The 25,620-nt window shown below is 67.9% G+C and carries 28 protein-coding genes; 13 read left to right on the forward strand and 15 right to left on the reverse strand.

Features of this window, described 5'->3' with window-relative positions; genetic code table 11:
- Window positions 1–39 precede the first annotated feature (39 nt).
- The 4 genes from SROS_RS00205 to SROS_RS00220 all read right to left on the reverse strand — a co-directional run bounded on the left by SROS_RS00205 (window position 40) and on the right by SROS_RS00220 (window position 3,017).
- Window positions 40–882, reverse strand: coding sequence for a DUF4097 family beta strand repeat-containing protein (locus SROS_RS00205; RefSeq protein ID WP_012886847.1), 843 nt, complete (start codon window positions 880–882; stop codon window positions 40–42).
- Between the two features lie 82 nt (window positions 883–964).
- On the reverse strand, window positions 965–1,531 hold the full coding sequence (locus tag SROS_RS00210) for a hypothetical protein (protein ID WP_012886848.1): 567 nt from the start codon (window positions 1,529–1,531) through the stop codon (window positions 965–967).
- A gap of 638 nt (window positions 1,532–2,169) precedes the next feature.
- Window positions 2,170–2,814 (reverse strand): hypothetical protein, encoded by a 645-nt coding sequence (locus SROS_RS00215; RefSeq protein ID WP_012886849.1) that lies wholly within the window; start codon window positions 2,812–2,814, stop codon window positions 2,170–2,172.
- The gene (locus SROS_RS00220) at window positions 2,811–3,017 is read right to left on the reverse strand and encodes a hypothetical protein (protein WP_012886850.1); all 207 of its coding nucleotides are present in this window, start codon (window positions 3,015–3,017) and stop codon (window positions 2,811–2,813) included. The genes SROS_RS00215 and SROS_RS00220 overlap by 4 nt, the downstream gene beginning before the upstream one ends.
- A 965-nt stretch (window positions 3,018–3,982) precedes the next feature.
- Between SROS_RS00220 and SROS_RS00225 the strand changes: the two genes are divergently transcribed.
- Window positions 3,983–4,411, forward strand: a complete 429-nt coding sequence (locus tag SROS_RS00225; protein WP_245564528.1) for a tyrosine-type recombinase/integrase — start codon at window positions 3,983–3,985, stop codon at window positions 4,409–4,411.
- 292 nt (window positions 4,412–4,703) lie between these two features.
- Here the strand turns inward: SROS_RS00225 and SROS_RS00230 are convergent, their stop codons facing one another.
- Complete coding sequence (locus SROS_RS00230; protein ID WP_012886851.1) at window positions 4,704–5,354, reverse strand: HAD family hydrolase; 651 nt, start codon at window positions 5,352–5,354, stop codon at window positions 4,704–4,706.
- A gap of 912 nt (window positions 5,355–6,266) precedes the next feature.
- Window positions 6,267–6,770, reverse strand: a complete 504-nt coding sequence (locus SROS_RS00235) for an inclusion body family protein (RefSeq protein WP_012886853.1) — start codon at window positions 6,768–6,770, stop codon at window positions 6,267–6,269.
- Window positions 6,771–7,995: 1,225 nt separating this feature from the next.
- On the opposite strand from SROS_RS00235, the gene SROS_RS00245 reads away from it, so the two are divergent.
- The 5 genes from SROS_RS00245 to SROS_RS00265 all read left to right on the forward strand — a co-directional run bounded on the left by SROS_RS00245 (window position 7,996) and on the right by SROS_RS00265 (window position 11,951).
- Window positions 7,996–8,982 carry a hypothetical protein gene (locus SROS_RS00245; protein WP_043651003.1) on the forward strand — a complete coding sequence of 329 codons (987 nt, stop codon included), beginning with the start codon at window positions 7,996–7,998 and terminating at the stop codon, window positions 8,980–8,982.
- Window positions 8,982–9,347 (forward strand): GntR family transcriptional regulator, encoded by a 366-nt coding sequence (locus SROS_RS00250; RefSeq protein ID WP_012886855.1) that lies wholly within the window; start codon window positions 8,982–8,984, stop codon window positions 9,345–9,347. The genes SROS_RS00245 and SROS_RS00250 overlap by 1 nt, the downstream gene beginning before the upstream one ends.
- Before the next feature lie 226 nt (window positions 9,348–9,573).
- Window positions 9,574–10,029 (forward strand): hypothetical protein, encoded by a 456-nt coding sequence (locus tag SROS_RS00255; protein WP_012886856.1) that lies wholly within the window; start codon window positions 9,574–9,576, stop codon window positions 10,027–10,029.
- Window positions 10,030–10,267: 238 nt separating this feature from the next.
- On the forward strand, window positions 10,268–11,446 hold the full coding sequence (locus tag SROS_RS00260; protein WP_012886857.1) for a hypothetical protein: 1,179 nt from the start codon (window positions 10,268–10,270) through the stop codon (window positions 11,444–11,446).
- Window positions 11,447–11,522: 76 nt separating this feature from the next.
- A complete protein-coding gene (locus SROS_RS00265; protein ID WP_012886858.1) occupies window positions 11,523–11,951 on the forward strand; it encodes a hypothetical protein in 429 nt (142 codons plus the stop codon).
- A gap of 200 nt (window positions 11,952–12,151) precedes the next feature.
- On the opposite strand, the gene SROS_RS00270 is transcribed toward SROS_RS00265, so the two are convergent.
- From SROS_RS00270 to SROS_RS00280, 3 genes are all read right to left on the reverse strand, one after another.
- Window positions 12,152–12,592, reverse strand: coding sequence for a hypothetical protein (locus SROS_RS00270; RefSeq protein ID WP_012886859.1), 441 nt, complete (start codon window positions 12,590–12,592; stop codon window positions 12,152–12,154).
- Between the two features lie 1,206 nt (window positions 12,593–13,798).
- Window positions 13,799–14,425: a DUF305 domain-containing protein gene (locus tag SROS_RS00275; RefSeq protein WP_012886860.1), complete on the reverse strand. Its 627-nt coding sequence runs from the start codon at window positions 14,423–14,425 to the stop codon at window positions 13,799–13,801.
- 84 nt (window positions 14,426–14,509) lie between these two features.
- Entirely contained in the window at window positions 14,510–14,947 is a 438-nt protein-coding gene (locus SROS_RS00280) for a DUF6153 family protein (protein WP_012886861.1), read from the reverse strand.
- Between the two features lie 167 nt (window positions 14,948–15,114).
- Between SROS_RS00280 and SROS_RS00285 the strand changes: the two genes are divergently transcribed.
- Window positions 15,115–15,597, forward strand: coding sequence for a metallophosphoesterase family protein (locus SROS_RS00285; protein ID WP_012886862.1), 483 nt, complete (start codon window positions 15,115–15,117; stop codon window positions 15,595–15,597).
- 89 nt (window positions 15,598–15,686) lie between these two features.
- Here the strand turns inward: SROS_RS00285 and SROS_RS00290 are convergent, their stop codons facing one another.
- The gene (locus SROS_RS00290; RefSeq protein ID WP_012886863.1) at window positions 15,687–16,442 is read right to left on the reverse strand and encodes a class I SAM-dependent methyltransferase; all 756 of its coding nucleotides are present in this window, start codon (window positions 16,440–16,442) and stop codon (window positions 15,687–15,689) included.
- A 213-nt stretch (window positions 16,443–16,655) separates the two neighbouring features.
- Complete coding sequence (locus SROS_RS00295; protein ID WP_012886864.1) at window positions 16,656–17,672, reverse strand: alpha/beta fold hydrolase; 1,017 nt, start codon at window positions 17,670–17,672, stop codon at window positions 16,656–16,658.
- A 538-nt stretch (window positions 17,673–18,210) separates the two neighbouring features.
- Between SROS_RS00295 and SROS_RS00300 the strand changes: the two genes are divergently transcribed.
- Window positions 18,211–19,467 (forward strand): MFS transporter, encoded by a 1,257-nt coding sequence (locus SROS_RS00300; protein ID WP_012886865.1) that lies wholly within the window; start codon window positions 18,211–18,213, stop codon window positions 19,465–19,467.
- A gap of 225 nt (window positions 19,468–19,692) precedes the next feature.
- Here the strand turns inward: SROS_RS00300 and SROS_RS00305 are convergent, their stop codons facing one another.
- Complete coding sequence (locus SROS_RS00305) at window positions 19,693–20,766, reverse strand: polysaccharide deacetylase family protein (RefSeq protein WP_043651008.1); 1,074 nt, start codon at window positions 20,764–20,766, stop codon at window positions 19,693–19,695.
- A 190-nt stretch (window positions 20,767–20,956) separates the two neighbouring features.
- On the opposite strand from SROS_RS00305, the gene SROS_RS00310 reads away from it, so the two are divergent.
- Window positions 20,957–21,430, forward strand: a complete 474-nt coding sequence (locus tag SROS_RS00310; RefSeq protein ID WP_012886867.1) for an NUDIX domain-containing protein — start codon at window positions 20,957–20,959, stop codon at window positions 21,428–21,430.
- A gap of 42 nt (window positions 21,431–21,472) precedes the next feature.
- Here SROS_RS00310 and SROS_RS00315 read toward each other — a convergent pair whose 3' ends face one another.
- The 3 genes from SROS_RS00315 to SROS_RS00325 all read right to left on the reverse strand — a co-directional run bounded on the left by SROS_RS00315 (window position 21,473) and on the right by SROS_RS00325 (window position 22,938).
- Window positions 21,473–21,883 carry a GNAT family N-acetyltransferase gene (locus tag SROS_RS00315; protein ID WP_012886868.1) on the reverse strand — a complete coding sequence of 137 codons (411 nt, stop codon included), beginning with the start codon at window positions 21,881–21,883 and terminating at the stop codon, window positions 21,473–21,475.
- 113 nt (window positions 21,884–21,996) lie between these two features.
- Entirely contained in the window at window positions 21,997–22,395 is a 399-nt protein-coding gene (locus tag SROS_RS00320) for an ATP-binding protein (RefSeq protein WP_012886869.1), read from the reverse strand.
- A 171-nt stretch (window positions 22,396–22,566) separates the two neighbouring features.
- Entirely contained in the window at window positions 22,567–22,938 is a 372-nt protein-coding gene (locus SROS_RS00325; RefSeq protein ID WP_012886870.1) for an STAS domain-containing protein, read from the reverse strand.
- A 612-nt stretch (window positions 22,939–23,550) separates the two neighbouring features.
- Here SROS_RS00325 and SROS_RS00330 point away from each other — a divergent pair.
- The 4 genes from SROS_RS00330 to SROS_RS00340 all read left to right on the forward strand — a co-directional run bounded on the left by SROS_RS00330 (window position 23,551) and on the right by SROS_RS00340 (window position 25,457).
- Window positions 23,551–23,835, forward strand: a complete 285-nt coding sequence (locus SROS_RS00330; RefSeq protein WP_012886871.1) for a GNAT family N-acetyltransferase — start codon at window positions 23,551–23,553, stop codon at window positions 23,833–23,835.
- Window positions 23,836–24,003: 168 nt separating this feature from the next.
- Window positions 24,004–24,414 (forward strand): VOC family protein, encoded by a 411-nt coding sequence (locus SROS_RS00335; protein WP_012886872.1) that lies wholly within the window; start codon window positions 24,004–24,006, stop codon window positions 24,412–24,414.
- A 153-nt stretch (window positions 24,415–24,567) separates the two neighbouring features.
- The gene (locus tag SROS_RS51885; protein ID WP_211264163.1) at window positions 24,568–24,687 is read left to right on the forward strand and encodes a DLW-39 family protein; all 120 of its coding nucleotides are present in this window, start codon (window positions 24,568–24,570) and stop codon (window positions 24,685–24,687) included.
- 29 nt (window positions 24,688–24,716) lie between these two features.
- Window positions 24,717–25,457, forward strand: coding sequence for an HAD-IA family hydrolase (locus SROS_RS00340; RefSeq protein ID WP_012886874.1), 741 nt, complete (start codon window positions 24,717–24,719; stop codon window positions 25,455–25,457).
- The last annotated feature ends 163 nt before the right edge of the window (window positions 25,458–25,620 follow it).

Here is a 25,620-nt window from a genome sequence, read left to right on the forward strand (position 1 = left end):
CCCCGGGGGCCGTCGTGTGAGAAGCCGGCCGTGGGACGGTCAGCTACGTCGGATCACGATGTCGCCGTCGGAGGTCCGGGCACGCACCTCGACGCTCTCGTCGTCCTGTCCGGGACCGTCGCAGGGGTCCAGAGCGACGTGCACGCTGCCGTACTCCGTCTTCACATCCAGGTAGGCGGCGCTGCCCGCGCGGATGCCGGCCTCGATCGCACCGGAGGAGGTCTCCAGGACCACCGGACCGCGTACCACCTCGCCGACCCGGACATCGCCCGTCGCGGTCTTGGCGTCGACGCCGGCCAGCGCGCGGTCGACGGTGATGTCTCCGTACGCCGTTCTCAGCCGCAGGTCACCGGTCACCTCGCCGAGGGCGATGGCGCCGTTGGCGGTCCTGACCACCGCCGTGCCGTCGATCTCGCGAATCCGGATCTCGCCGTTGGCGGTGGTGACGTCGGTGTGCCCGGCCGACCGGATCACCGTGATGTCGCCGTCGGCGGTGTTCAGCTGCAGCTTGCCGGTCCGGTCGAGCCAGATGTCGCCGCCGGCGGTGTCGAACCTGGACTCTCCCAGGCGGCCCCCGCAGTGGAAATCTCCCGTTGTCCTCGCCTCGACGCGGGAGTCCGCCGGCAGCTCGATCCTCACCTCGACGGAGCCGCCCCACCACAGCCACGAACGGATCGTGGACTTGGGTGTCTTCACCAGCAGTCGGCCCTGGGAGTAGTCCACCTGGGTCTGGGCCGCGCTCTGCACGTCGGCGTCGTCGGAGGCGTCCTTCGGGCGTATCTCCACGACCGTGTCGGCGCGGTCGCCGGCATGGATCCGGACGTCGGCGGCCGCGAGATCGATGACGGCGAAGATCGGTTCCGGGGTGTCGAAAGTCGGCATGGCGGTGCCCTCACGATGGGTGGTGGGTGGCCCGTCTGCGGGGACAGGCGATGAGTGGTGGGGTGGGGGCGGGGTAAGCGCGCTAGCGCACCCAGCCGGTGTAGTGCCGCCCGGTTCTCGGATCACCCCCCCGGTCGGAGCGACGGCCCTCGTCGCCGGGTTCGAGCGCCGCGGACACGGCGCGGACCAGCCAGGCGTTGACCGAGAGCCCTTCCCTGCCGGCCGCCTTCTCGATGCGCGATTTGAGGTGATCGGGGACGCGGAGCGAGACCCGCGACGTGCCGCCCTCATCGGCCTCCGACGGTGTCTCCGGAACGGGCGCCCGGACGCCCATCGCGACCTCCACCGCGCCGGCCAGCGCACTCCTCAAGCTGCTCCCGCGCGCCTGTTCCGGCGCCCGCTCGGCCGGCGCCGGTGTCACGGAGAAATCGAGGTCACGCCCGCGCAGCCGTACGTCGACCGAGCCCGGCGCGAGATCACGGGTGATCTCGCCCGCGGCGGCCGACAGCGCCTCGAGCAGGGTGAGCCGGACGGCCGATTCGAGCGATGCGGTGAGACGCTCGGCGAGTGCGCGCGCGTCCGGGCCACTGGCCTCGGCGGCGACCGCCAGCTCGCGGCGGAGGTTGTCGACATATGGTGCGAGATCCATGACGCCACTATGGCGCCAAATTGGCGCCATGGCAAGGTCTGAACGGCTCTTGTCGGCGCCACCGGCGGTGACGCGACCGAATCCGGGCCTTGACCAGCACATGGGAGCGCTCTGCGAGACCACGCGCCTGCGCTGGAAAGACCTTCGCGGCGCGATGGTCGGGGAGATTCCCAACGGTACGGTGTCACCATGGCGCCATGATGGCGCCATAAGCGAGATGCGGCGTCCCGGTCCCACCTGTCCGGCGCGACCTCGTTCTACGGCTGATATGGCAGCCGTCGAAAAGTCGCGGTTGGTGCGCCGGGAGCGCGACGCCCGCGGCACCGACCGGAAGCAGGCCCTCGGCCACAAGGTCATCCTCATCCCCGCCGCGGCCGCCTGGCCGACACCACCCCGCCGGGCAGGTGATCGGGTCGGTCGTTTTCGCCGGGTCCCGGCGCACGCGGTACGGGGCACCCACACGCTCTGCTTGTTGCTGCTGCCGTTGCGATCGACCCGTTCGCCGGCGGCGCCCGGGCAGGTGCCGCAGCTCGGCGGTCCCTTCCTGCCGCCGGTGGCCATGCCTCGGCGCTACGCGGCGCAGGCGGCGCTGTCAGTCCCGCACGGCAGGCACGGGAGCCACACGACATGTCACGTGATCACGACCGGCCGCGCCGCCGGAAAAGCCACCAGCCTGCGGAGGCGAGACCGAGTGCCCCCACGACCGCGCCCGCATAGATCCAGAGCGAGACCGCCCCGTCCTGCGACGCCTGGGGTGAAGAAGGAGCAGCGGTCGCCGCCGGACGGGTGGCTGTGCCGAGGGCGGCGAGCAGTTCGGAGGTGAGGGGGGACACGTCGGGAATCGCATCCTTCGGCCGCAGCGGATCCTTACCCGCGCGGACCATCCGGTTTCCGCTGCAGAGCGTGGTGTGCAGGGGCACACCCGGATCGGTCTCGAACATGCCGGTCTGCCCGGTGGAGGCGAACACCAGATAGCGCGTCCCGATGTCGAAGCTGTACCCGCAGGAGGCACCGTCGGAGTTGGTGGCCACCTGGAAGGCGGCGTCCGCCCTCCCCTTGTAGACCTGGTCGGCGTGGAAGGTGTAGACGATCGGCGGCCGGGGGCCGAGGGGGTCGCCCTCGACCTGATGGACGGCCGTCACCGTCCCGGTGAAGACGGCGGCCGACTGTTCCATCTGGTCCTTCGGCTCGAACGGGGCGCAGGAGCAGGCGCACGCCGTACCCGGGGCGATCGCGAGGGTGGCGGCGACGAGCAGGAGAACCGCCAGAACCCGATGTCTCATGCCTCCATCACGTATCGCTCCGAACAACGGTTCGACAGCGGATGACGGATGGTGGAGAGCGGGGGCGCGACCTGAACGACGAGACGGCGCCCCTGCTCTTCGACGTGGTCGGACGGCATGGTCGGACGGCTGGGAAAGAGCGTCGTGTCTTCGAGGAGCCGCAGACCTTCGCCGTGGGAGTCCAGCCGCACGAGAGCATGCATGGACTGCACCTACTCCCACCTGAACATACGGTCCACCTCCCACCTGTACATACGGTCCACGGGCTCCCACCTGTACATACGGTCCACGGGCTCCCACCTGTACATACGGTCCACGGGGATCCCGCCGTCCGGCACCGTCCAGGGCGGTCGTCACCCGGTTCGTCGCTCACGCACCTGTGCTCTCACCCGCCCTCGGTACTCACCGAACATGATCGATTCGTCTGGCGGGCGAGATGGCGCTCTTCCACATCAGCCACTTATGGACCTCAGTGGCCTTGTGCCCCTCCTCTGGGCCCCAGAGATCCCCGCTGGAGGCGCTTGCTCTTCCTCGTCTTGAAGGCGCGGTGGCCAATCAGAGTGGCGATCCCACCAGCCAGAGTGCCCATTCCAGCCGCAAAGCCACCTGCGAGACCCTGAAGAAGGCCAGTCCCTACGCCTGCGACAACCGCTGCAACGAGAGCTGCGACAGTCGAGCGAATCAGGTTTCCCGGCGGACTGATGCAGACCGTGTCGCAAGGCTCCGCTGGTTCAGCGGGTGTGAACGTCCGGGCGTTCCTCGGCGTTCCAAGCTCGACAGTGAGCTTCAGGTAGGGCATTCAACCCCTCTCGCTGTGACGTGCGAGCTATCTGTCCGACGCCTTCCCGGCTGGGACGTCTGCTCGCACTCCACTGCAGGAGAAGTTGTGTACACCACGCCTGGCTACCTCAGTGAGGTCCGCCGGCAGAAGCGGGGCGGCTGCTCATCCGCTCTACCTCCGGCCGGGAGTAGGGCGAATGCCGATCGTTGAATCCTGTCGGTCGCTCGTTCGCCAGAGCGATCCGGAGCCACGATCACACGGCAACGCGTTCATCGAACATGCGCGCAGAAGATCTTGGTTGCTCTCATATACGGCCCGGGCGGCGGGCTCGCGGGAGAACCGTCCCCAGGCCGCACGCGCAGTGTGCGGTCCACAAGCTCGGGTCGCGTGGCACCGCGGAGCGCCGCCCTTAGTGACGGAACGGTCAAGGTTCTCAAGGCCCAGCGGAGTATGCAGGCCGCCGACAAGCTGGCGGTCGGGCAGAAGTGGAAGAGGACGGATGACCACGTGGTCACGACCTGCTGGGGAGAGCCGATCCACCCGGATATGGTCAGCTCACCCACCGCGACCATGATCCGACGTTACAACAACCCTGTGAAAGAACTCCAGCTCAAGGAACCGCTTCCACACACTCGGCTCCATGACCTCCGGCACATCCACGCTACGACGCTGCTCCTGGCGGGCGTCCCCGTCCACGCCGTCGCGGCCCGACTCGGTCGTGCCGACCTGTCCATCACACTACGCGTCTATGCCCATGTGATCCGGGCGGCGGAAACCTCTGCCGCCGACGTCTTCGCAAAGACGGTCAGCGGGTAGCGGGAACCGCCCTGTTAGCAAGGGTGATAGCAAACAGACCAGTCGATCAAGAATACGAAAAGGCCCCTGAGCGGATAATCCCTGCTCAGGGGCCTTCTTGCATCTGTGCGGCCGGAGGTACTCGAAACCCCAACCTTCTGATCCGTAGGCAAGGGCAGGTTCCAGGTCGTGAGGCTCACACGCTGGTCAGGCGGTAGATGTGGTTCGGTGGGATGTGGTCGCGTAAGACGGTGTTGCTGTACGCGACTGCTGTACGGCACTTCCCCGCAAACTGCGCACGGCGGCCTCTCGGTCAACGCTCGCCGTACAGGATCTCCATCGCCTGGAGCACGTCCGTAACAACGTGGTCCGCCTCGTGCTCCTGATTCGGTCGCGTTCCCCGGTCGACCCAGACCGTTCGGAGACCGGCCGCCCGTCCACCGCCGATGTCGGCAACCGGGTGGTCACCGACCATCCATCCCCCATCGGCAAGGGACATGCCGCACCGTTTGGCAGCGATCTCGAACAGGCCGACGTCGGGCTTGCGGACGCCTTCGAGTCCAGAGAGGGCATAAGCGTCGACTGCCTCGGCCAGTCCCGTTCGCTGGATCTTGCCAAGCTGGTTGTCCGCGGTTCCGTTGGTGACGATCGCCACCTTCCAACCAAACGCACGGAGTCGGGACAATCCATCCATCACCTCAGGCCGGCAGCGAACGAGATACGGCATGCGCTTCCGGTAGCGGCTCCACAGCTCCTCAACCGATTCGGGCGGGGTGAAGCGCTCGCGCACCTTGCCGAAGAAGATCTCACGATGGGGATAGCCGGCCTGGTCGAGAACGAGCAGCCAATTAACCGCCTTGTCTCCAAGGCCGTGCTCGTCGGCGAACTCCGCGGCCCACTCCCGAAATGCTTCGTCGAGGTTCACGAGCGTGTTGTCCAGGTCGAAAAGCACAAGCCGTTGCACAGCAACTGACTCTACGCGGATCACCACCGTGGACTTGAGCGCCTACTTGCAAACGGGGGCCAGTCACGACGTAGAGGGCTCCTCGCCCTGGTCACGTGGCAGATGCGGTCTGGTGACGTGTGATCGTGTAAGGCGGTGTTGCCGTATCCCGCTGCTTGCATGGCCTCGTAGCCAGTGGCCAGCCCCAACGTGTCTCCAGCGACTGCACTGTTCAGCAGGCCGGATCGCGGTTCCGTAGCCGGACCGCGCCACCGAGAGCACGCTCCCGTACGAAGAAAGCCGTGGCTCCCTTGAGAATGTCGACGTCCTCACGTAACAGGCGCAGGTAGGCCCGCCGCATTGCTGCGGCGGGCCGTCAAACCGTGCGGGCAAATCCTCGCTGAACACGGCTCAAGTAAGCCCCGAAGGGCCATTCAGCTGTGCTGTGCCCCTGCGCCGGCGGGCGAGCAGCATGCGATGGCTAGAGGCGTGGACAAGGCGGGGCCGGCACCGTCCGAAGGGCCGGGTCGTCCGTGGTGCACGAGGTAGTCGGCAACTATCGCGCGTCGGCGGCATGAAGCCACCATCGCTCCCATTGGGCCGGAATTGAGGTGGCTGCTCGGCGGTCAGGAGATGATCTCCGTAGAGCAGACCCATACGTTCCGCCTGGCGAGAAGCCGTAGCGTGTACCGATCGATTGGAGGGGTCACCTGCTTGCGCCGATCGACCATGTAGCCGGTTCATCGATGGACCGCCGGGAGACGCCCCACCCAAGACCAATATGTGCCGGACGATGCCCGTCCAGGGCAATTTCGTCAGGTAAGCGCCGCTGTCGCTGTCGCCGAATACTCGCCTATCATTCCTGAACGTTTTTCATTTTCTCACGGCGAAGTATCACCGGACGCAGATCGGCGAATCGGCGCACCGACTCCGTCAATCCTGAATATTGATGTAGGGGTCCCAGTAGTAGTAACCCTGCTTTTCACCTTTGTGGTTGAGAATCATGAAACTGAAGTTGTAGGTTACCGTCCCCGTGTCCAAGACCTCGGACTCCCAGTAGTAGCTGTTGATTTTCTGGGTAGTGGGATTCAACGGGTCCTGACTGCTCGGCTTCGGCTCGTTGAGGACCACCGACCTTGGTACGGGAGTGCTGATCAGATCCTGTCCGGACAGGGCGTTGAACCTGTAGAGGACGCTGGTGTACTCGGAGTTCAGAGATAGTGTCGTCTCACGCCATCTGATGATGTCCATGGGGGAGGCGTTGATCGTCAACTCGCTTCCCGGAGTACTCCCGAGTTGGTTCTGCCGGGTCGTCATGTAGATCAAACTGCTGCTGTCGGGGATCGACGTGGGGCTGTTCGGATCGGTGTTCTTGCCGTATTTTCCGAGAATGGTTTCCGCGTCGATGGCGATGAGGACGTTAATGAACTCCGACATACAGCAATTCTCCCTTAATGTCCGAAAAGACAGACCGTAGTCCAGAATCCTGCAATCACGACTTGACTGTAAATCGCCCGCACTGGAGAGCTTGCCGAGCCGGTGAACCATTGTCAAGATTTGTGAATCAAGATCCTTGAGCAGGGTTCTCATTGGGGCATTCAACAAGGATGTCAAGGGTCATACTTCTTCCTTTTGGGCAACGCAAGAAATGCCGTTCCGTGGTGCCCTTAAGTGCTGGCCCTACACCGTTTAGTCGGTCGACTAATGGGAATCATGATGAATATCGAGACTAGAATGGTGGATTGGAAGGCGGTCGCGCAGGCGGGCGCTACTTGGGGTTCCGCGAGCGGGGATGCCTCTCGCACGCGGGGATGGTCCGCCGGGCCGCTTCCGGTCGTGCCCGGGCCGGCGGTGCTCCCCGCGCACGCGGGGGATGATCCCGCCGACCTGGACGGTTCCCGGGGACGCCGCCCCGTGCTCCCCGCGCACGTGGGATGTCCCACCGGCGATGACCCGCAGGCGTTTTTCGGAGAGTGCTCCCCACACACACGGAGATGACCATTCCGGCTCATTCTTGGCGAGTGTGCGTGTTGTCGTCAAAGCCAAACAAGAACGCCCCGACCATGATCGGCCCGGGGCGTTTTGGCTGTTCAGGTGTGGTGGCCAGAGGCGGGTCGAACCGCCGACCTTCCGCTTTTCAGGCGGAGCGATCACCCTGGTCGTGTCGGAGAGTCTGTGGTCAAGCGTGTGTAGACGGCGGCCGGCGTGTGGTCGTGATGGTCGACGTTGTCGTCAACTCTCGCTCCACCTCAGCCATGGTCATCCAGTGGCAAGGCCCGGCAGAGGAGGGCTGTGGCAGTAATCGTCGTTGCGGTGCCCGCCTCGATGTGACCCCGGTCGACCGCTCCTCCCATGGTTGCCGGGTGCACGACAGCACAATGCGTCTCGGCGGCCATCGGGGCGGACTTGCGCCCGATGCACTGGATCGGAGGTCTCCCCCTGGCCGCCGCCCGGCAGCACGGAAGCAGACCTGGCGCACCTGGACCGGGCGATCGCGCGGCTGGTGCTGCTGCCCTGCCTGGCCTTCGCCGGCCGGGACGTACGGAAGGTAGAAGCCGGCCCGGCCTGGGAAGCATCCTGTCACCCTTCATGAGACTGTTTGCATTGTTATAGTCAAAAGCAAACAGTTGGAGGTTGGGCCATGTTCATCCCTATATCCCCTGTGTCTCCCCGTTACCCCGATCACGCCGCGCCGAGACGGCTCCGTCGCCTGATCCTGGCGACCGCTCCTCCGCTGCTCCTCCTGGTCGTACCCATGGTCCTGGTCGCCTTGTACGGCGAGCGCCTTCCCGACCGCGTCTACATCGGCAACTGGGCCATCGACACCAAATACGAGCCCACCTGGCAAGGCTGGACCTCGCAACCCCTCTTTGGGGCGGTGATGTGGTGTGAAGCACTGCTCGTCTTCTCGTTCCTGCGCTACTGGCGCCTGCCTCAAGTCCAGCGGGGCCTGGTGGTCGGCAGTTTCCTCATCGGCGTGGCCGTTCCGGTGTCCGGCGCATTGTGGCTGCTGGCGCTGGTCGACGCACCGGGCGTCGTGGCCCGGCCCGCCTGGCACCTGGCGGTGGAGATCGCCGTCACCGCAGGGGCGCTCGCGCTGGGCTGGGCAGCGGCGGGTCCGCTGCCGCCGACGCCCGTGGTCACCGCCACACCACCGCCGCACGCGCCCACCATGACACTCGGCCCGTGGCAGCGCGCCATGTTCGTGACTTCCACCTGGTCGGCACGCAGGCTGCTGGTCGCCGCGGTGATGGCCGCGCTCACCGCGTGGGCCGTGTCCAATGGCTTCGGCGGATGGCAGGGTATGGCCTTGCTGGCACTGTTGACGATCTTCGAGGCGGCGCAGGCGCGCACCCACCTGCAGATCGACGGCTCGGGCATCACCGTGAGCCTCCCCTGGCTGCCCGTCCTGCACCGGACGGTGCCGTACCCGAAGGTACGGTTCGCCGAGGCCATGAGCGAACCTCTCCCTGGGCGATACAAGCTGGACGACGGGGAGGCAGGCTGGGGCATCGTCAGCGGGAAGGGACCAGTGCTCGCCTTGTCGCTCAGTGACGACCGGTGGTTCCTCTACTCCACGCGTGAAGCGGAAACGGCGGCCGCGCTGATCAACGGATGGTTGAGCAGGCAACGACAGGAGACGGCGTAGTGCTGATCACAGTTGACCCCGCATCGGCCCAGCCGCTCGCCGACCAAGTGGCGGGCTCCGTACGCGCCGCGCTGGCCAACGGCATGGCTGCCCCCGGAGACCGGCTCCCCTCCGCGCGCAACGTGGCCACCACGCTCGGCATCAACCTGCACACCGTTCTGCGGGGTTACCAGCAGTTGCGCGACGAGGGACTGGTGGAGCTACGTCGCGGCCGGGCGGCCGTCATCACCGACATGGCCGACCAGTTCCGCCTCCGGCTCACCGCAGCAGCCGAGGAGTTCGCCAGGGCCGCTCTGCACACCGGCGCCTCCGATGAAGAGGCACTCGCCGCAGCGCGAGAGGCCCTGCTCGCCATGCGAGCCTGACCGGATGGCAGGACCCGGCTTGCGGATCGTAACCTTCTGATCCGTAGCCAGTTCGAGGTCATCCACCGGCGTCTACCGGCGTCAGAAAGACCTGCTCAGAGGCGCTTCACGCTTGATCATTTTCTATTAGTGTCCACTCGCATCCACGGACGGTGTTAGCACTTCCGTTAGCAAGATCACGCGCAGTGCCGAAGCGTTGTCGTACCCGATCGCTACTCTCCCGCGCATGGCAGTCCCCGAGATCATCCCCATCGGCTACGAACCCGACTACCACACCGACACCATCGGCCATTGGGAGGGCGGGCAGTTCCTCGGCTCCGTCGTCGCCGCCTTCCCCGAGGGCTACACGCACACCGACGACTGGCCCGCACACAAACGCTGGTACGCCGTCCTGCACACCTTCGACACCGCCGGCCACCACCTCAACTCCCGCATCGAGCGCACCGGAACCGACGACAACCACCGAACGGCCGTCGACGCAGCGCAAGAACGACTGAAGCAATGGCTCGACACCCTCCCCGGCCACCGCTTCGACGACATCGCCATCCGGCCCTTCCGTCACGAAGCCGACGACGTGCTTTTCGGCCTCGTCATCGAGACCTTCGAAGGCACCGAACACGTCGAGCTCTACCCGAACAACCTCGGCTTCTACGAACCCTGGGACGGCTTGTACGACACCTGACCACCAGATCCGTAGGGAAGGGCAGACGCCTCGTCAACGGCATCTTGCCCTGGTGAGGTGGTAGATGCGAGTCGGTGCCGTGTGGTCGTGTAAGGCGGTGTTGCTGTATCGGCTGCTGTACAGCACTCCTCATCCCTCGTGAGATGCGGCGTGGCCTTTCGCCGAATCAGCGTCGAGCGACTCTCTCAAGATTGGCTCTGAGCCAAGATGATCCAAGCACCGTGACGTGGGAGGGCGCATGATCGTGTTCACGTGTGCGGGCTGTGATGCCTCGCTGACCTTACCCGTGTCGAATGTCGCGCTCCCCGCTCACGCCCATCAGAAGTACGGCCACGAACTACTTCCCGTGCTCATGGAGCCTGGGACCTACGCGGTGAATCCGGAACCCTCCGGGCCGCCGTGGCGGCGGTGGGAGAAGATCGGCGCGGAGGAGGCAGAAGCCCGTGGTGTGTACGCGCCGACCTACGCCCTGTCGTACGGGCCGCCGGGGGCGGTCGCGGTCGCGCTGGGTGACGTCCGCGGGACCGTTCTGATTCCGGAGCGGTGCGACGGCCTCTGCTGCGGTCTGGACAGCAGAAACGGCCCCAACCTGGCGTGCGCGCAGTGCGGGCATGCCGTGGCCACCCTCATCGACGACTGCTCGTACTGGCAGGTGGTGTGGCTGGACCCGCGCGCCGTACGTCTCCTCGACGTCGATGCGCCCGCCCGCCGAGTGCTCAGCTGGGAGGAACTACGGGAACAGCCGGAGAGACCGCCGGTTGAACCGATCGGGGCCTGGAGCCCGGTGTGGGAGGCAGCGGTCTCGGTGGCGCTGGCCCACCTGCTGGCCGCGTCGGGCGGTGCACGGGTCGTGGTTCCCGATGGCCCTGTCGCCGATGCGTTCCGTCCGGCGCTCGATGCCCTGCTCCCGGCCGAGCCGCCGACGAGGAGCCTGGCCCTGGCCGGGCCGGGCCTGCCCGCCACCGTCACGGACATCGCTTTGGTTCCGCAGCACCCGCAAACTGGGGAGACATGGTCGTCCGGCACCGTCACGGACATCGCTTTGGTTCCGCAGCACCCGCAAACTGGGGAGACATGGTCGTCCGGCACCGTCACGGACATCGCTTTGGTTCCGCAGCACCCGCAAACTGGGGAGACATGGTCGTCCGGCACGGAGGCAGCGGTGCCGCTGGCTGCCGATGTATGGATGTATATGGCCTTCAGTCGTAATCGGCGGCTTCGCCCCGCGTCGGGCGGGCTGCCCGACGGCGTCTACCGCGATGACCCTCCACCACCGCTGCCGTCCAGCCCGTTCCGGCTCGACCGGCAGATGTTCCTCCACGCGCTGGCACGACTGCCGGAGGTTCGTCAGCCATGGCTGCGTGCGGTTTACGACGACGTGCAGGACCGCCGATCCAACCTCCCGTTCTGGTGGTGAATGGATACCACTGTCGGCGCTGCTGTCACCGCTTGGGGCCTGCTGAGGGCGTTCTCGTCTGTAGGACCACGTCCTCATGTCAGTGACCGAGTTCGCCGGCGTGACCGGAGACAAAGATCGTGGCGTCGCCCCCAAATCAGGGCCGTACGAGTTCTGGACCGAGAAGAACGCTCATGTCTACCTCCGCGGCACCGATTTCAAATGTCTGACCTATCAGCCCGGCAGGCCGCCGGTGTTGTGGCTGGAGTTCCTCTACGATCCGCGGTGGACTCCGTCCGAGCTGTCCGAGACCCCTGTCGTGGTCTTCCGGTTCAAGGGGGTTTACTTCGTCGAGTGGTGTGAGGACCGGGAAGGTCATGCCTGCGTGACCGCCCAGCCTGACGCTCCTGCTGGACAAGTCGAACACTTCGATTGGGACGGTGCCGACCTGTTCACATTGGGCACCTTCACACTGCGTCTGGTCCTTCAAACCGGACAAGCAGAGGTGACCGTACGCGCGAAGTAGCACGAGATCCCGCACCCATCTTCTTGGCCTCGGACCTCTTCATTACGAGTCAACGGCAGGTTCCTGGCCGGAGCGCTCACGTGCTGGTCAGGCGGTAGACGCAGTGCGGTGAGATGTAATCGCGTAAGACGGTGTTGCTGTACCGCGCTGCTGTACGGCCTTCCCCGCAAGCCACGGCGCAGCCTCTCAGTCATCACTCACTATGCGAGATCTCCATCGCCTGGAGCAGGTCCGCGACGACACGGACCGCCTCTGGCCAGGTGAAGATCTCCTCCGAGGCTCCAGGCGACCACACTTCCCGTGTCGAAGACGAACTCCGCCTCCATGCACTGGTCGAAAGCCTCGGCGTCGAATCGCTCGATCACCCGCACAAGCCGTTCACCGACGTGACGCACGAACGGAACCTCGTCAGAAGCCGGGACGACGTCAACACGGCTGCCGAGCTCCGGCATCGTGTAACTCTCCTCGGGCTCGTCTAGTGTGATCCGCAGCGTCCAATCAGCTGCGACATGCACTATGACGGTCACCGACTCCAGATGGAGCCAGACATCGACCAGCTTTGGATCATCGGATCCATGGGTGAACAGGGCCGCGGTGACCGCGACCAAGCGCTGACGCTCCACACGGGAAAGATCCACCATCCCACTATTCCCTGAACCGATTCGACTCGGCTCCTGCAATCCACAGATGATCGACTGCTGCCACTTGACCTCCCCGCTGAGCTTCGTGGTGGGGCCGACGACGGGCAGGACGTGTCCTCCTGGTGTCGCACCCCTGCTCTCGCCGGACGCCTGGTACGGGGAACGAGCGATGGCCGTACGACCCGCACTCGTGTCGGCGACCATCCGTAAGGCTCTCGACCACGGCTGGGATCCACACCACAGGCAACGCCTTCACTCTCCGTCTGGCCGAGGATGCCCTAACGGATGCGACGAACGGTCGGCTCACTCTCCTATGCGGTCCCCTTCATGCGGAGATGACCGATTCGAAAGACACCCGCTTTAGGAGAGTGGCTGTTCGCTATCTGTAAGACGCCTCTGACCTAGGAAGATCTCGCCAAAACGAGCGTGGCACTTTCGGTCATCCCACAGTTGTCCCGGATGAGCACCATCGGGGCGCCGAGTTGGCGATGGGCTGCGCTCAGCAGGTCGCGGTAGTCGCTCCAGGCGAAACTGCGCCGCTGACCGCTCTTATGAGCGGGATGTCGTTTGGGCCGATAGATCAGGCGAGCGTGGTGTCCGGGCTTGTAACAGGTCAAGGCGGCGCTGGGAGCGACCACGCACGGTGATCACGGGGGTGTGCCTGCGCCTGGACCAGGTACGGCGGGTCGGCGGCGTCATCGAGAACCCGGCCTCGTCTTCAAAGACGATCCACGCCCCGAGCGCCGCCGCGGTGCCTCCACCTGTGGTCAGGTCTCCTTCGCCCATCCGGCCAGCGCCGCCCGGTCGCGTGATCCTCCCCTCGTAACGTGGAGATCTGACCTAAGGGGGAGGTCGGGGCATGGGAGAGACCGGAGCGGCGGGAAGCTACTACGGGCGATCGGTGTGACGCCCCCGGATGCCGAGGGCCGGCGGCCCGCGCGCTGAGGGCCGTCGCGCTCTGTGCCGCGCCGAAGGCCCGCCCGTCCGAAGGCCCGCCCGTCCGAAGGCCCGCCCGTCCGAAGGCCCGTCCTACCCGAAGGCGCGCTGTTCGAAGGCCCGTCCACCCGAAGGTCCGTCCGCCCGTTTGCTTCTCGCCCGGAGGCCGGGAATGACGGCCGCGGCGGACGGCTCGGGGACGGCACCGGCGCCCGGGGACGCGAATCCCCGGGCACCGGCCCGATGCGAGGTGCTGTCAGAGCAAGGGCGTCAGAGACGGTCGAGCAGTCTCTGCAACTGCTCGACCTCTGCCTGCTGCGTGGTCTCGATGTTCCTGGCCAGCGCCTTGGCCTCGGGACTGCTCCCTCGGGCCTGCTCGGTCCTGGCCATCTCGATCGCCCCCTTGTGGTGGGCGATCATCAGCTTGGCGAACATCCGGTCGAACTCCGCGCCCTCGGACTCCCGGAGCTTGGCCATGTCCTCTCCGGTCATCATCCCGGGCATGTCGTGCCCCTCATGGCCCTCCTCGGGGCCGGTGGGCTTGCCCCAGGCCGACAGCCAGCCGTTCATGATGGCGATCTCGGGATCCTGGGCGACCTTGATCTTCGCCGCGAGCTCCTTGACCTCGGGATCGCCGGCCCGCGACTCGGCGAGCTCGGCCATCTCCACTGCCTGCTCGTGGTGCGGGATCATCATCTGGGCGAAGGTGACGTCGGCGTCGTTGAAGGAGGCCGACGGCTGCGGGCTCGTGGCGGCGACCCGGGTGCCGCCGGGCGTGCCGGTGGGCGCGGTCGCCGGCCGGTCGTCCCCGCCGCAGGCGGTGAGCAGGACGAGCATGCCGGTCCCCGCGGCGGTGAGTGCGAGCCTGCGGGCGGCGGATCGGTTGGTGAACGTCATTGACTGGTCTCTTTCCGGTTCGTGGTACCTGCGTGCCGGTCGTCTGCGGGCAGGTCTCGGGGACCGTCCGCCGACGGGGTCGGCCTATATGCGCAGAACCGAAAGGCGTGCCAGGCGCAGAGCCGTTCTCCTGGGCGGCGGCCGGGCGACGGGCGGCGCCGGCGGGAGGACGGCGGTCCCGGCCCGCGGCGCCCGCCGCCGCGCCCACAGCGCGCCGAGGAGCAGGGCGAGGAGCGCGGTCAGTACGGCCAGGCAGACCGAGGCCGGGTCGAGGCGGGGCAGGTCGCCGTCCGCGTCCGACACCCGCCGCCCGTCTCCGGACTCCGGGGCCGGTGGCGACACGAGGGCCGGCTCAGGGCTCCGGTGCTCCGCGGCCACGCCGTGCCCGGCCGTGCCGGACCGCTCCTTGGCATGGTCCGCATGGCCCAGCGTGTGCATTCCCGCGATGCCCAGGACGAGCGTGATGAGCAGCAACAGCCGGCGAGGCGCCCGTAACGGGTGCCGGCGGGCCGGGCCGTCCATCCTCGCCTCCGTACGCGTGGGGCAGGGCCACCCCCGGCCCGACCATCTACGATCTTCAATAGTAAGAATACTCCGGCCGCCCGCTCCCACCGGCACGCGTACCCCGCGAGGCGGGGCGTACGGCGGGCTGGAACAGGGCCCGCGGGGTGCGGCGGGAGAATGGTGTCGTGAAAGTGGTGGTCCTCGCCGACACGCACGCGCCGCGGCGGTGGAAGTCCTGCCCGCCGGAGGTGGCCGGGCATCTCCGGGGCGCGGACCTGATCCTGCACGCCGGTGACGTCTGCACCGCCGGCGTGCTCGACGAGCTGGCCGCCTACGCGCCGGTCCACGTCGTCAAGGGCAACAACGACGGGCCCGACATCGTGGCGCCCGAGACGCTCGAACTCGACCTCGGCGGGCTGCGCGTGGCGATGATCCACGACAGCGGGGCGGCGCGGGGACGGCTTGCCCGCATGCGCCGCCGGTTTCCATCGGCCGATCTGGTGATCTTCGGCCACTCCCACATCCCGCTCGACGAGAGCGACGCCGGGCTGCGCGTCTTCAACCCCGGATCGCCGACGGACCGGCGTCGCCAGCCTCACGGCACCCTGGGCCTGCTGCGGATCGAGGACGGCGTCCTCGTCGAGGCCGGGATCGTCCCGGTCATCTGACCTGCCGGGCGGCGATCCCCGGGGACGTCCCCTTCCCTTTCCCGTCTCCCGTGGCCGTCAGGCCGGTTTGTTCCCGTCTCCCGTGGCCGTCAGGCCGGTTTGCGGGCTTCGATGAGAAACCGCGTCGTGTGCGCGAGAAAGGGGCCGTCGGCCTGGATCCGGTCGTGCAGGGCCTTGAGCTCGGTGCGGTAGTGGTCGACCGTGAACCCCGGGACGATCCAGATCACCTTCCGCAGGAAGTAGATCACAGCGCCGATGTCATGGAAGACCATGCGCAGCGACTCCAGCCGGAGGTCGCGCACCTCAAGCCCCGCGGCCTCGGCCACCGCCCTGGCCCGCTCGGGATCGCGTCCGGAGCCGACCGGCTGGGGGCCCATGAAGAACTCCGTCACCTCTATGGCGGTCCGGGGGCCGACCTGCTGGGAGAAGTATGTCCCTCCCGGCTGGAGCACGCGGGAGATCTCCTCCCACCAGGTGGTCACCGGGTGGCGGCTGGTCACCAGGTCGAAGGCGCCGTCGCCGAACGGGAGCCGCCGCTCGTCACCGGTGGCGACGACCGCGACCCCGCGCGGACGCAGCCGTTCGGTCGCCAGCGCGACGTTCGGCGGCCAGGACTCCGTGGCGACCGTCAGGGGGGCGAGCCGCGGCACGCCCGCGAGCACCTCCCCGCCGCCGGTCTCGACGTCCAGCGCGGCCGACGCCTGCGCCATCCGCTCGGCCACGAGCCGTGAATATCCCCACGAGGGGCGCTCCTCCGTCGCCCGGCCGTCGAGCCATGAGAAGTCCCAGCCGTCGACGGAAACGGATTCGGCCTCGGCGACGAGTTCCTCAAATGTCCGTACCATCCTCCGAAACTGCCAGCAGGCCCTTGGGCCTGTCCAAGGGTTTTCCCCGTCTCAACGGCACCGCGACCGCGCGGCACCGCGACACCGCCCTCAGGCGACGCCGGTGGCCGTGGCCGTGGCCGGTCGTCGGTGGCCGGTCGCAGGTCGCCGGTCGCCGGTCGCGATGTCGCCGAGAGCGGCGGCCGGACGGGCGGCCTGAGGGGCGGGCATCGGCTACACGTCCTTCGCGAGCAGCTCCTTGAGGGCGTCGTCGATGAACTTCGTGTCGACCGGATTGAGACCGCCGCCGGCGAAGTGCCCCCACGCGCCGGGGATGACCCGCAGCTCCGCGTCGGGCATGTGGGCGACCTCCCACTCGCTGTCCTCGGGCGGGAAGTAGAGGTCCTGCTCCGCGGGCATGACGATCGCCGGCGCGCGGATCGCGGCGAGCGCCTCCGCCACGCCGTCGAACCCCGGAGTCCTGCCCACGTCGGCGTTCTGCCAGGTCCACAGCATGGCGAGCAGGTTGTCCGCGTCGCGCTTGATGAACAATCCCTCCCAGAAGCCGACGAGGAAGTCTTCGAGGGAGCCGTAGCCGAGCGGCTCGCGCTCATAGATCCTCTCCCGGTAGAACTGCTGGGAGAAGCCCCAGCCCGCGTAGACCCGGGCCAGCGCCCGCAGCCCGACGCCCGGCTGCTCGCGGTACCAGCCGTTGTCCCACGCCGCGTCGGCCGTGAGGGCGCCCTTGACGCCCTCAAGGAAGACGATGTTGTGGAGGCTGGTCTTCGCCGAGCCGCAGAAGGGGAGGATCCGCCGGACCATGTCCGGATGGCTGACCGCCCACTGGTAGGTCTGCCCGGCCCCCATGGACCAGCCCGTGACGAGCTCCAGACGCTCGACGCCGAACCGCTCGGTGACGAGGCGGTGTTGCATCTGGACGTTGTCGTACATCGTCACGTGCGGAAAACGCGCCCGGTCGTGCGGTGGCGGGGTGGTGCTGGGAGACGACGACAGCCCGTTGCCGAGCATGTTCGGGATGATGATGAAGTACGTCGACGGATCGAGCGCCATGCCCTCGCCGATCAGCCATTCGTTGTCGTAGTGCTGGCCCGAGTACCACGTCGGGTAGACGATCGCGTTGCTTTTACCGGCGTTGAGCCGGCCGTAGGTTTTGTACGCCAGTTTGGCGTCGGGCAACGTGATGCCACTCTGCAGCCGGACATCGCCGAGGTCGAAGACGTCGTAGTCCATGGAGGCCTCCTTGCCGACCACCGGTCTCGATCGCCCGATTCTTCGCGTTCCTGAGTCGGTATTTTAGTCCTGGGCCGAACGGAGGGCAGGATGTCGTTGCCTCGTTTTCGCAGGTCAATACGGCTATATGACACTCTGCCCCGGGCCTTTTCACATGTCCGGAGGACTTTTCGCGCTCTCGATAACGGACCGGGGGTTTTCCGCCGCGCGACTTTTCCGGCCGCGCCCGCCTCCACCCTTCCCCACCGCCTCCACCCTTCCCCACCGCCTCCGCCCTTCCCCACCGCCTCCACCGCTCCCGCCGCGCCGCACCGCTCGCGCCGCGCCGCACCGCTCGCGGCTGCGGCATCCACCGCCGGCGCTCCGCCGTACGGCCCCGAAGTACGGCGCCGCTGAGGCTCCGCCGTACGGGACTCCGCCGACGTGTCGCCGGGCGCGGATGGGTGCGGGTGGGCGCGGGCCCCGCATATTGGAGCGACATCCTGCCCGAAGAACGGCAGGATGGAGGTTCTTTGGAGTTTCGTGAAGGAGCCAGTACGTGCACAGCTACCGCCGCGATCTGGACATACTCCGAGATCGGCGCTTCACCCTGCTGCTCGTCGCCCGGACCATCTCGGTCCTGGGCAGCTCGTTCGCACCCGTGGCCCTCGCCTTCGGCATCCTCGCCCTGCCGGGGGCGACGGCCACGACGCTGTCGGTGGTCCTCGCCGCGGAGGCGTTGCCGATGGTGGCGTTCATGCTCGTGGGCGGAGTGATCGCCGACCGGCTGCCCCGGCACCGGGTGATGATGGCCGGTGAGACGATCAACGCGGCGGCGTTCTTCTGCCTCGCCGCGATGCTGCTCACCGGCTGGACACCGCTCCCCGCCCTGGTGACGGCGGCGGCGGTCAGCGGTGTCGCGATGGCGATCCTCTTCCCCGCCCTGACCGGCATCATCCCCGATGTCGTCCCCGCCGACCGGCTGCAGACCGCCAACGCCCTGCTGGGACTGGGAGCCAACAGCTCGCGCGTCGCCGGGCTCATCCTGAGCGGGGCCACGGTGGTCCTGCTCGGCGGCGGCTGGGCGCTCGTCGTCAGCGGCGCCATGTTCGCCGTGGCGGCCGTGCTCATCGCGGCCCTCCGCCTCACCCCGGCGGAACGCTCCGCGGCCGGGAGCCACTCGGTCCTCGCCGACCTGCGCGGCGGCTGGCGCGAGTTCGTCTCCAGGCAGTGGCTGTGGGTGGTGGTCGCGCAGTTCTCGGTGCTGGTGATGGCCGTGCAGGCCGCGCACGGCGTGCTCGGGCCACTGGTGGCCAAGGAGCACCTGGGCGGGGCGGCGGCCTGGTCGGCGATCCTGGCCGGCGAGGCGGTCGGCATGATCGGCGGCGTCTTCGTCGCGCTGCGGCTGCGGCCCCGCCGCCCCATCCTGGTCGGCACGATCCTCACCGTGCCCACGGCGCTGCCCTACCTGCTGCTCGGCCTGGGGACCCCGCTGTGGACGATCGTCCTCGGGGCGGTCGTGATGGGGGTCTGCTTCGACATCTTCGGCGTGCTGTGGAACACCACGATGCAGCGGGAGATCCCGGCCGAGTCGCTGTCGCGGGTCAGCTCCTACGACGCCCTCGGATCCCTGATGTTCGGCCCGGTCGGCCTGCTGGTGGCGGGGCCGCTGGCGATCGTGATCGGCCCGAGGCCCGCCCTGCTCGGATGCGCCGCGGTCGTCGTGCTGTCCTCCCTCGCCGCGCTGCTCTCCCCGGGGGTGCGGGGCCTCCGTGCCCCGGCACCCGCGGAGGAGACCGGGGCTCTGTCGCACTGACGTCGTGGTCGGTGCCCAGCCACCGAGGCTGGGCACCGACCACCGAGGCCGGGCGCTGGCCACGGAGGCGGGGCGCCGACCACCGAGGCTGGGCACCGGCCACGGAGAGGCTGGGCGCCGGCTACCGAGGACCTCTCCGGCGTCCCCCGCCGCCTCCCTCCGACCGGGGACCCGCCCCCGTACGGGTCCGTCGCCCGCCGGCGATCGCCGTCCCGGACGAGCAGGTCAGTAGGCGAGGACGCGGTCGGTGTAACGCTTGACCACGAACGGCGCCTTGAACTTCGGGAAGGCGACCGTCTTCGCGTCGCCGTCAGAGGTGTAGCGCTCGTCGGCGTTCGCCTTCAGCCAGTCGAGCCAGGCGGTGGAGCAGAACTTCGCGCAGTCGCCGGTCTTGTCCATCGAGCGGATGCGCGGGATGCCGACCGGATCGAACTTCTTGCTGAACGGCGACATGGCGGGGGTGTATCCGGCGAGGAACACCCCGCCGTAGTCGTAGGAGATCTCACCGAAGACGCCCTTGCGGCCCCACTCCTTCTGGTTCGGCTGGTTGCCGTACGGCAGTGCCAGCGTGACCGGGTTGGTGTTCAGCAGCTCGGTGATGAGCCGGTGGCCGGCGGCGACCTCGGAGCTCACCTGCTTCTCCGGCTTGCCGCGGAGGCTCTTGTGGTCGCGGGTGTGGTTGCCGATGTCGAACCCCTTGTCACGGAGCCACACCAGCATCTGGGCCTGCTCTTCCGGGGTCGTCTTCCCGAACATGTCGCGCGTCACGTAGAACGTGGCCACCGGGCGGAACCCCGGGTGGCGCTGGGCGACCTCCTGGAGGATGGCGACGGCGGTCTGCGGTTTGGGCGCGCCCATGCCGTCCAGGTCGAACTGCGACGGGGACGAGTCGTCGAAGGTGAGGACGACCGGGTGCCGCCCCGCGGGGATGTCGATGCGCCCGGTGACGTATTCGGCCGCCGTGATCGGGACGTAGTCCTCCTTGGCCAGCCGCTCCAGCTCCGCGCGGAACTGCTGCGGGGTGCGGTCGTCCTGGGTCGTCGGCTTGTCCACCACCCGGTGGTACATGAGCACGGGGATCTGCCCCAGCTCGTTGGCGTGGACCTTCGCGGCGGTCGCCAGCCTGGCCTTGAGAAGGGCTGCCTGCCCGGCGGCGGCCGCGGAGGCCTTGGCGGCGGCGGCCACCCCGGTGTCCTTCTTGTCCTGCGGTTCCTCACCCTGCCACGGCATGCACCCGGCGAGCACGGCGCCCGCCGCCGCAACCGCCACACCGACCCTGCCCACTCCAAGAAGGCCCATCGAATCCCCCCAGCGCACAGACGATATGCTCCTCATCCCCCACTGACCTGCGGATTGATCTCCGTCTCAGGCAAAGGCTTCGTACCTGGGCGGGGGAACCGCGGACTCGCCGCCGGCGCCGGATCGCGGCGCCGGCCGGTAGGCGATCTGCCCGTGGGCCGGAGGACGGCGCTCGCCTAGAGTCGAAATCATGAGTGAGCAGGGAGGCCCGCCCGGCACTCGTGCCCGGGCGGCGGCGGGTGCGCTCTTCTTCGACGAGGCCGGCCGTGTCATGATCGTCCAGCCGTCCTACAAGACGGATCGGGAGATCCCCGGTGGAGGCGTGGAGCCGGGAGAGACCCCCTACGAGGCCTGTGTCCGCGAAGTCGGCGAGGAACTCGGCATCCAGCCGCCGATCGGCCGCCTGCTCGCGGTGGACTGGGCGCCTCACCCGGGAATAGGCGACCTGATCCTGTTCGTCTTCGACGGTGGCGTGCTCGGCGCGGACACGGTCAGGCGGATCGTCTTCGCCGACGACGAGCTGACGGGCTTCGGCTTCCACTCCGTCGAGGATGTGGACGACCTGCTGAACGAGCGCCTGGCCCGGCGGGTCAGGGCGGCGGTCACCGCCCGTGAGCGTGGCGAGCCGGCGTATCTGGAGCACGGCAGGGCCGTGCCCGGTTGAGCGCCCCGCCCCGGAGCCCGATGGGTTCGCGGGGCCGTCGCCTCAGCCCTGGAGGGCGGAGCGGTGCCGGAGGGTCATACCGGGGAGCCGGAGCATGCCGAAGCGCTCGTAGTAGGGCTGGAGCGACGCGTCGCAGAGAAGGTCGACGGAGTAGAAGTGCTCGGTGTCCGCGAGGATCCGCCGCACCAGCTCGCTGCCGATCCCCTGCCCCTGGTATTCGGGGAGGACCTCCAGCCAGGGGACGAACGCGGTGAGGACGCCGTCACTGATCATGTTGATGAAGCCGACGACGCGGTCCGTCTCCTCGTCGATCGCGACGACCGCGCGGTAGCTCCCCCGCAGAACCGCCAGGTGCTGCTCGGGAGAGGCGGGAGTGGGCCATCCCACGAAGAAGCCCGCAAGCCGGTCGGCTCCGATCGTGTCGACCGCGTCGGTGTAGCGGATCGTGGACATGCGCCCCCCCGAGTGGAGATCGTGTGAGTTGCGCAGGATATCCACAGGAGGCCGGTACGGGCGATCCGTTTGTCGGCCCGGCCGCCGGACCGGGCGTGGAGCGGGGGCAGGGGTCACAGGGCGGGAGCGGGGTGCAGGAGCATCCGCAGGCGGACGCGTGACTCCCCTGTGGCCTGATGGATGCTGAACTCGTCGCACAACTGGCTCATCAGCCACAGGCCGAAGCCCCGCACCGTGCCGGTGGGGCGTTCCGGGGGGATGTCCTGGGGGGCGAGGTCGCCCATGTTGTCGATGACGTCCACGGTGATGCAGGTGTCGTTGTGCCAGATGCTCAGCGTGCCCTTGCCGCCGCCGTGCTCCAGGACGTTGATGACGGCCTCGTTGACGGCGAGAAGCAGGTCGTCCAGACGTTCACCGCGCATGCCGGCGCGAGCCGCATGGCGGAGGAGACGTTGCCGCAGAGCGGTGAGATCGTCGTCGATCGGCCAGTGCTGGCCGTTGTCGCCGGTCACGACACCCCCTTGACGTCGCCTTGTCTGGCAGTCACCGGAGGGTGAGCCGACTCGCTCCAGAATCAGGGCGTTGCTGACGAGTTACATGATGCTAAACACCTGCCCGGTCATTGCCAACTTACGACCATAGGTGCAGAGGAGATATTCGCCGAGGGCCGCCCGTGCGGGGCCCTATGACGACTGTCGTGCCTGCAGAGCCTCGACGGCGTCGCCGACGGTGGGCTGGATGCCGAAGGCCTGGGTGAGCCCGGTCAGGTGGAAGAGCCGTTCCAGGCGGGGATGCAGCTGGGCCAGGACGACGCTGTGGCCACGGCCGTGGACGAGCTTCCGAACGGCCAGGAACACCTGGATCCCGGTGGAGTCGCAGAAAGTCAGGTCCTTCAGATCGATGATGAGGTCGCGCGAATCCGGGCCGATCGATTCCTGGAGATCGTGCTGGAGCCGCTCGGCGTTGGTGTAGTCGAGCTCGCCGGCCAGGGCCAGCAGGGACACGTTCTCCAGGGTGTCGTCGGAGGTGACGGTGACATGGACGGCAGTGCTCACGGGGAAACCTCTGCAGACGATCGAGGGGCGGAAGGGGTCGGCATGGCGGTGTCGTCGGAAAGACCTGGAGCGGGCCCGGTGGGCACCTGCCCGACCGTGACCGTCGTACGGCGGGGCACCCGGGACGGCATCCGCGCCTGCACCCGGGACGGCTTCCCGGCGGCAGGGGGAGTCACGATGCCGCGGAACTGTACGGCGATCGGGCACGGTGCTTCGGAGGCTGAAGTGACCTGCTGGATGCCGACGTTGTTCACCCGCGATCTCGAGTCTTTCGTGAGGGCACCGACCACCTCGGGAAGGGCCGGTGGATCAGTGCCGCCGTAATCGCCCTCAGTTTACTTGTCCTTCAAAATCTCGTCGGATCCTCTTTGTGAAGTATCCGCCGGGCAGCCGGTCACCGTCCTGTCCGGTCCCGCCCAGCTCGGGCCGGGTGCGAGACCGCCGTCGCCCTCGGGGAGAGAAGCCGTGCCACGGCCGCCGCGCCGCCGAGCGGCCCGCCGGCGCACGCCACGGGCCTCCCGTCCCCGGGCCCGGACGTTTCCCGGGAATGAACGGGGCAGAAGTTCCGCTGATCGAGGCGCCGCCGTCCGGCGGCCAGACGGAGGAGGCCGCATGCAGGTGGATGTCAAGCTCTCGCCCGGTGGTGATTTCTTCGAGGCGGAGGTGGACGGCAAGCACGCCGGACAGCTGGAGTTCGTCCGGCGCGACGGTGTCATCGTCTACACCCACACCGAGGTGGACACGGAGTTCGAGGGCAACGGGGTGGGCGGCGCGCTCGTCCGCGCGGCGCTGGACGGAGCCCGCGCCGAAGGGGTGAAGGTCGTGCCGCGCTGCCCGTTCGTGAAGACCTGGATCGAGCGTCATCCCGACTACGCCGACCTCGTCGAAGGCGGCTGACCGTCTCCTGTTCCCCCGGCCGTCTCCGGTTCCCCCGGCCGGGGCCGGAACCGTCCGGCCGGGACCGGGACCGGGACCGGGACCGGGGCCGTCCGGACGCGGCGGTGCCGGCCGGGTGCCGGCCGGGCCGTACGCGGTGTCTGTGGCGGGGTGGCAGGATCTGTGGCCATGCTGCATCACATCGAGTTGTGGGTGCCCGACCTCGGCCGTGCGGTGAGGTCATGGGGATGGTTGCTCGGGGAGCTGGGATACCAGAGCTTCCAGGAATGGAGTGTCGGCCGGAGCTGGGCGCTGGACGGCGTGTACATCGTCGTCGAGCAGTCGCCGGCCATGACGGCCCCCTCTCATGATCGATGCCGACCGGGTCTGAATCATTTGGCGTTCCGCGTAATCGGCTCGGAGAGGGTGGACGCGCTGGTCGCGGCGGCGCCGGAGCACGGATGGACCTTGATGTTCACCGATCGGCATCCTCATGCGGGCGGAACCGACCAATACGCGGGTTATCTTGAGAACGAGGACGGTTTCGAGGTCGAGCTGGTCGCGGATCGCGATCGTTCGGGCGAGAGCCGTACGACATGATGATTAAAATCACCCGGTCAGCGCAGATTTGCCACGTTGGCTTACGGTGCAAGCCAGATCATGGCTCGATCCCTTGCTAGGCTGCAGGGAACCGTTGGAACCGGGCGTTGTCTCACCCCGGCAGGTGAGACCGTCAAGAAGTGGGGTCACACCGTGAAGAAGCTGCTCGTTCTGGCGCTGGTCGCGCTTGGGGGACTGCTGGTCTGGCGCAAGGTGCAGGCTGACCGTGCCGAGCTGGATCTGTGGACTGAGGCCACCGGCAGCGAGAACTGAACAACGCGGCTACCGATTTGGGTGCTTTCATGGTCCTTGCCCAAGGTGGGGGAGTAACACCCATCAGGCTTGCCTGTCTGGATCTGGCAGGCACCACGATCGGTGATATCGCCATGGTCGAACGGGCGTTCGCCGAGGCGATCGCCACGCAGGGCATCGTGCCCGGGACCGGTGCGTACGCACGCGCCATGGTGCATGTGCACCGGTCCCGGGGCTGCCCGACGATCGAGGTCTTCCGGGGGATCTTCCCCGACAACGAGGCCCAGGCCCAGGCGGCCAACCTGACCTTCGAGCGCTCCTACGAGGGCGCCATCGGGCGCGCGGGTCTGGTCCCGATGCCCGGCACCGTCGAGACGCTGGAGAAGCTCCGCGCCGCCGACGTCAAGATCTGCCTCATCACCGGCTTCAGCCGGATCACGCTCAACCGTGTGCTGGCCGCCCTGAGCTGGTCGGACAAGATCGATCTCGCGCTCTGCCCGGAAGACGCCGGGCGCGGCCGCCCCATGCCCGACATGGTCCTCGCCGCGGTTCTGCGCCTCGGCATCGAGGATGTCCGTCAGGTCGCGGTGGCCGGTGACTCCGAGAGCGACATGCTCTGCGGCCGCCGCTCCGGCGCGTCGGTGGTCGCCGGTGTCCTGACCGGGGTGCACAGCAAGGAGCGCCTCCTCAAGGGCGGCGCCACGCACATCCTGGACTCCATCGCCGACTTCCCCACCCTGGTGCTCGGCAGCGAGCAGGTGGAGACGCCGGTGTGCGCCTCGGCCCTCTGAGCGGGCGGCCGACGGCATCGCCGCGCGGATCCACACCGCCCCGCGCGAGGAGTTCCGCCGCCGCGAGGGCCGCTGGAACCTGCTGAGCGTTGTACGGCCGCTCGCCGACGAGGTCGAAGGCAGCGCTCCGAACGCGGCGACTGCGCCGAGCGGCGCGGTTCTT

It is taken from the genome of Streptosporangium roseum DSM 43021 (genome assembly GCF_000024865.1).
GTDB lineage: Bacteria > Actinomycetota > Actinomycetes > Streptosporangiales > Streptosporangiaceae > Streptosporangium > Streptosporangium roseum.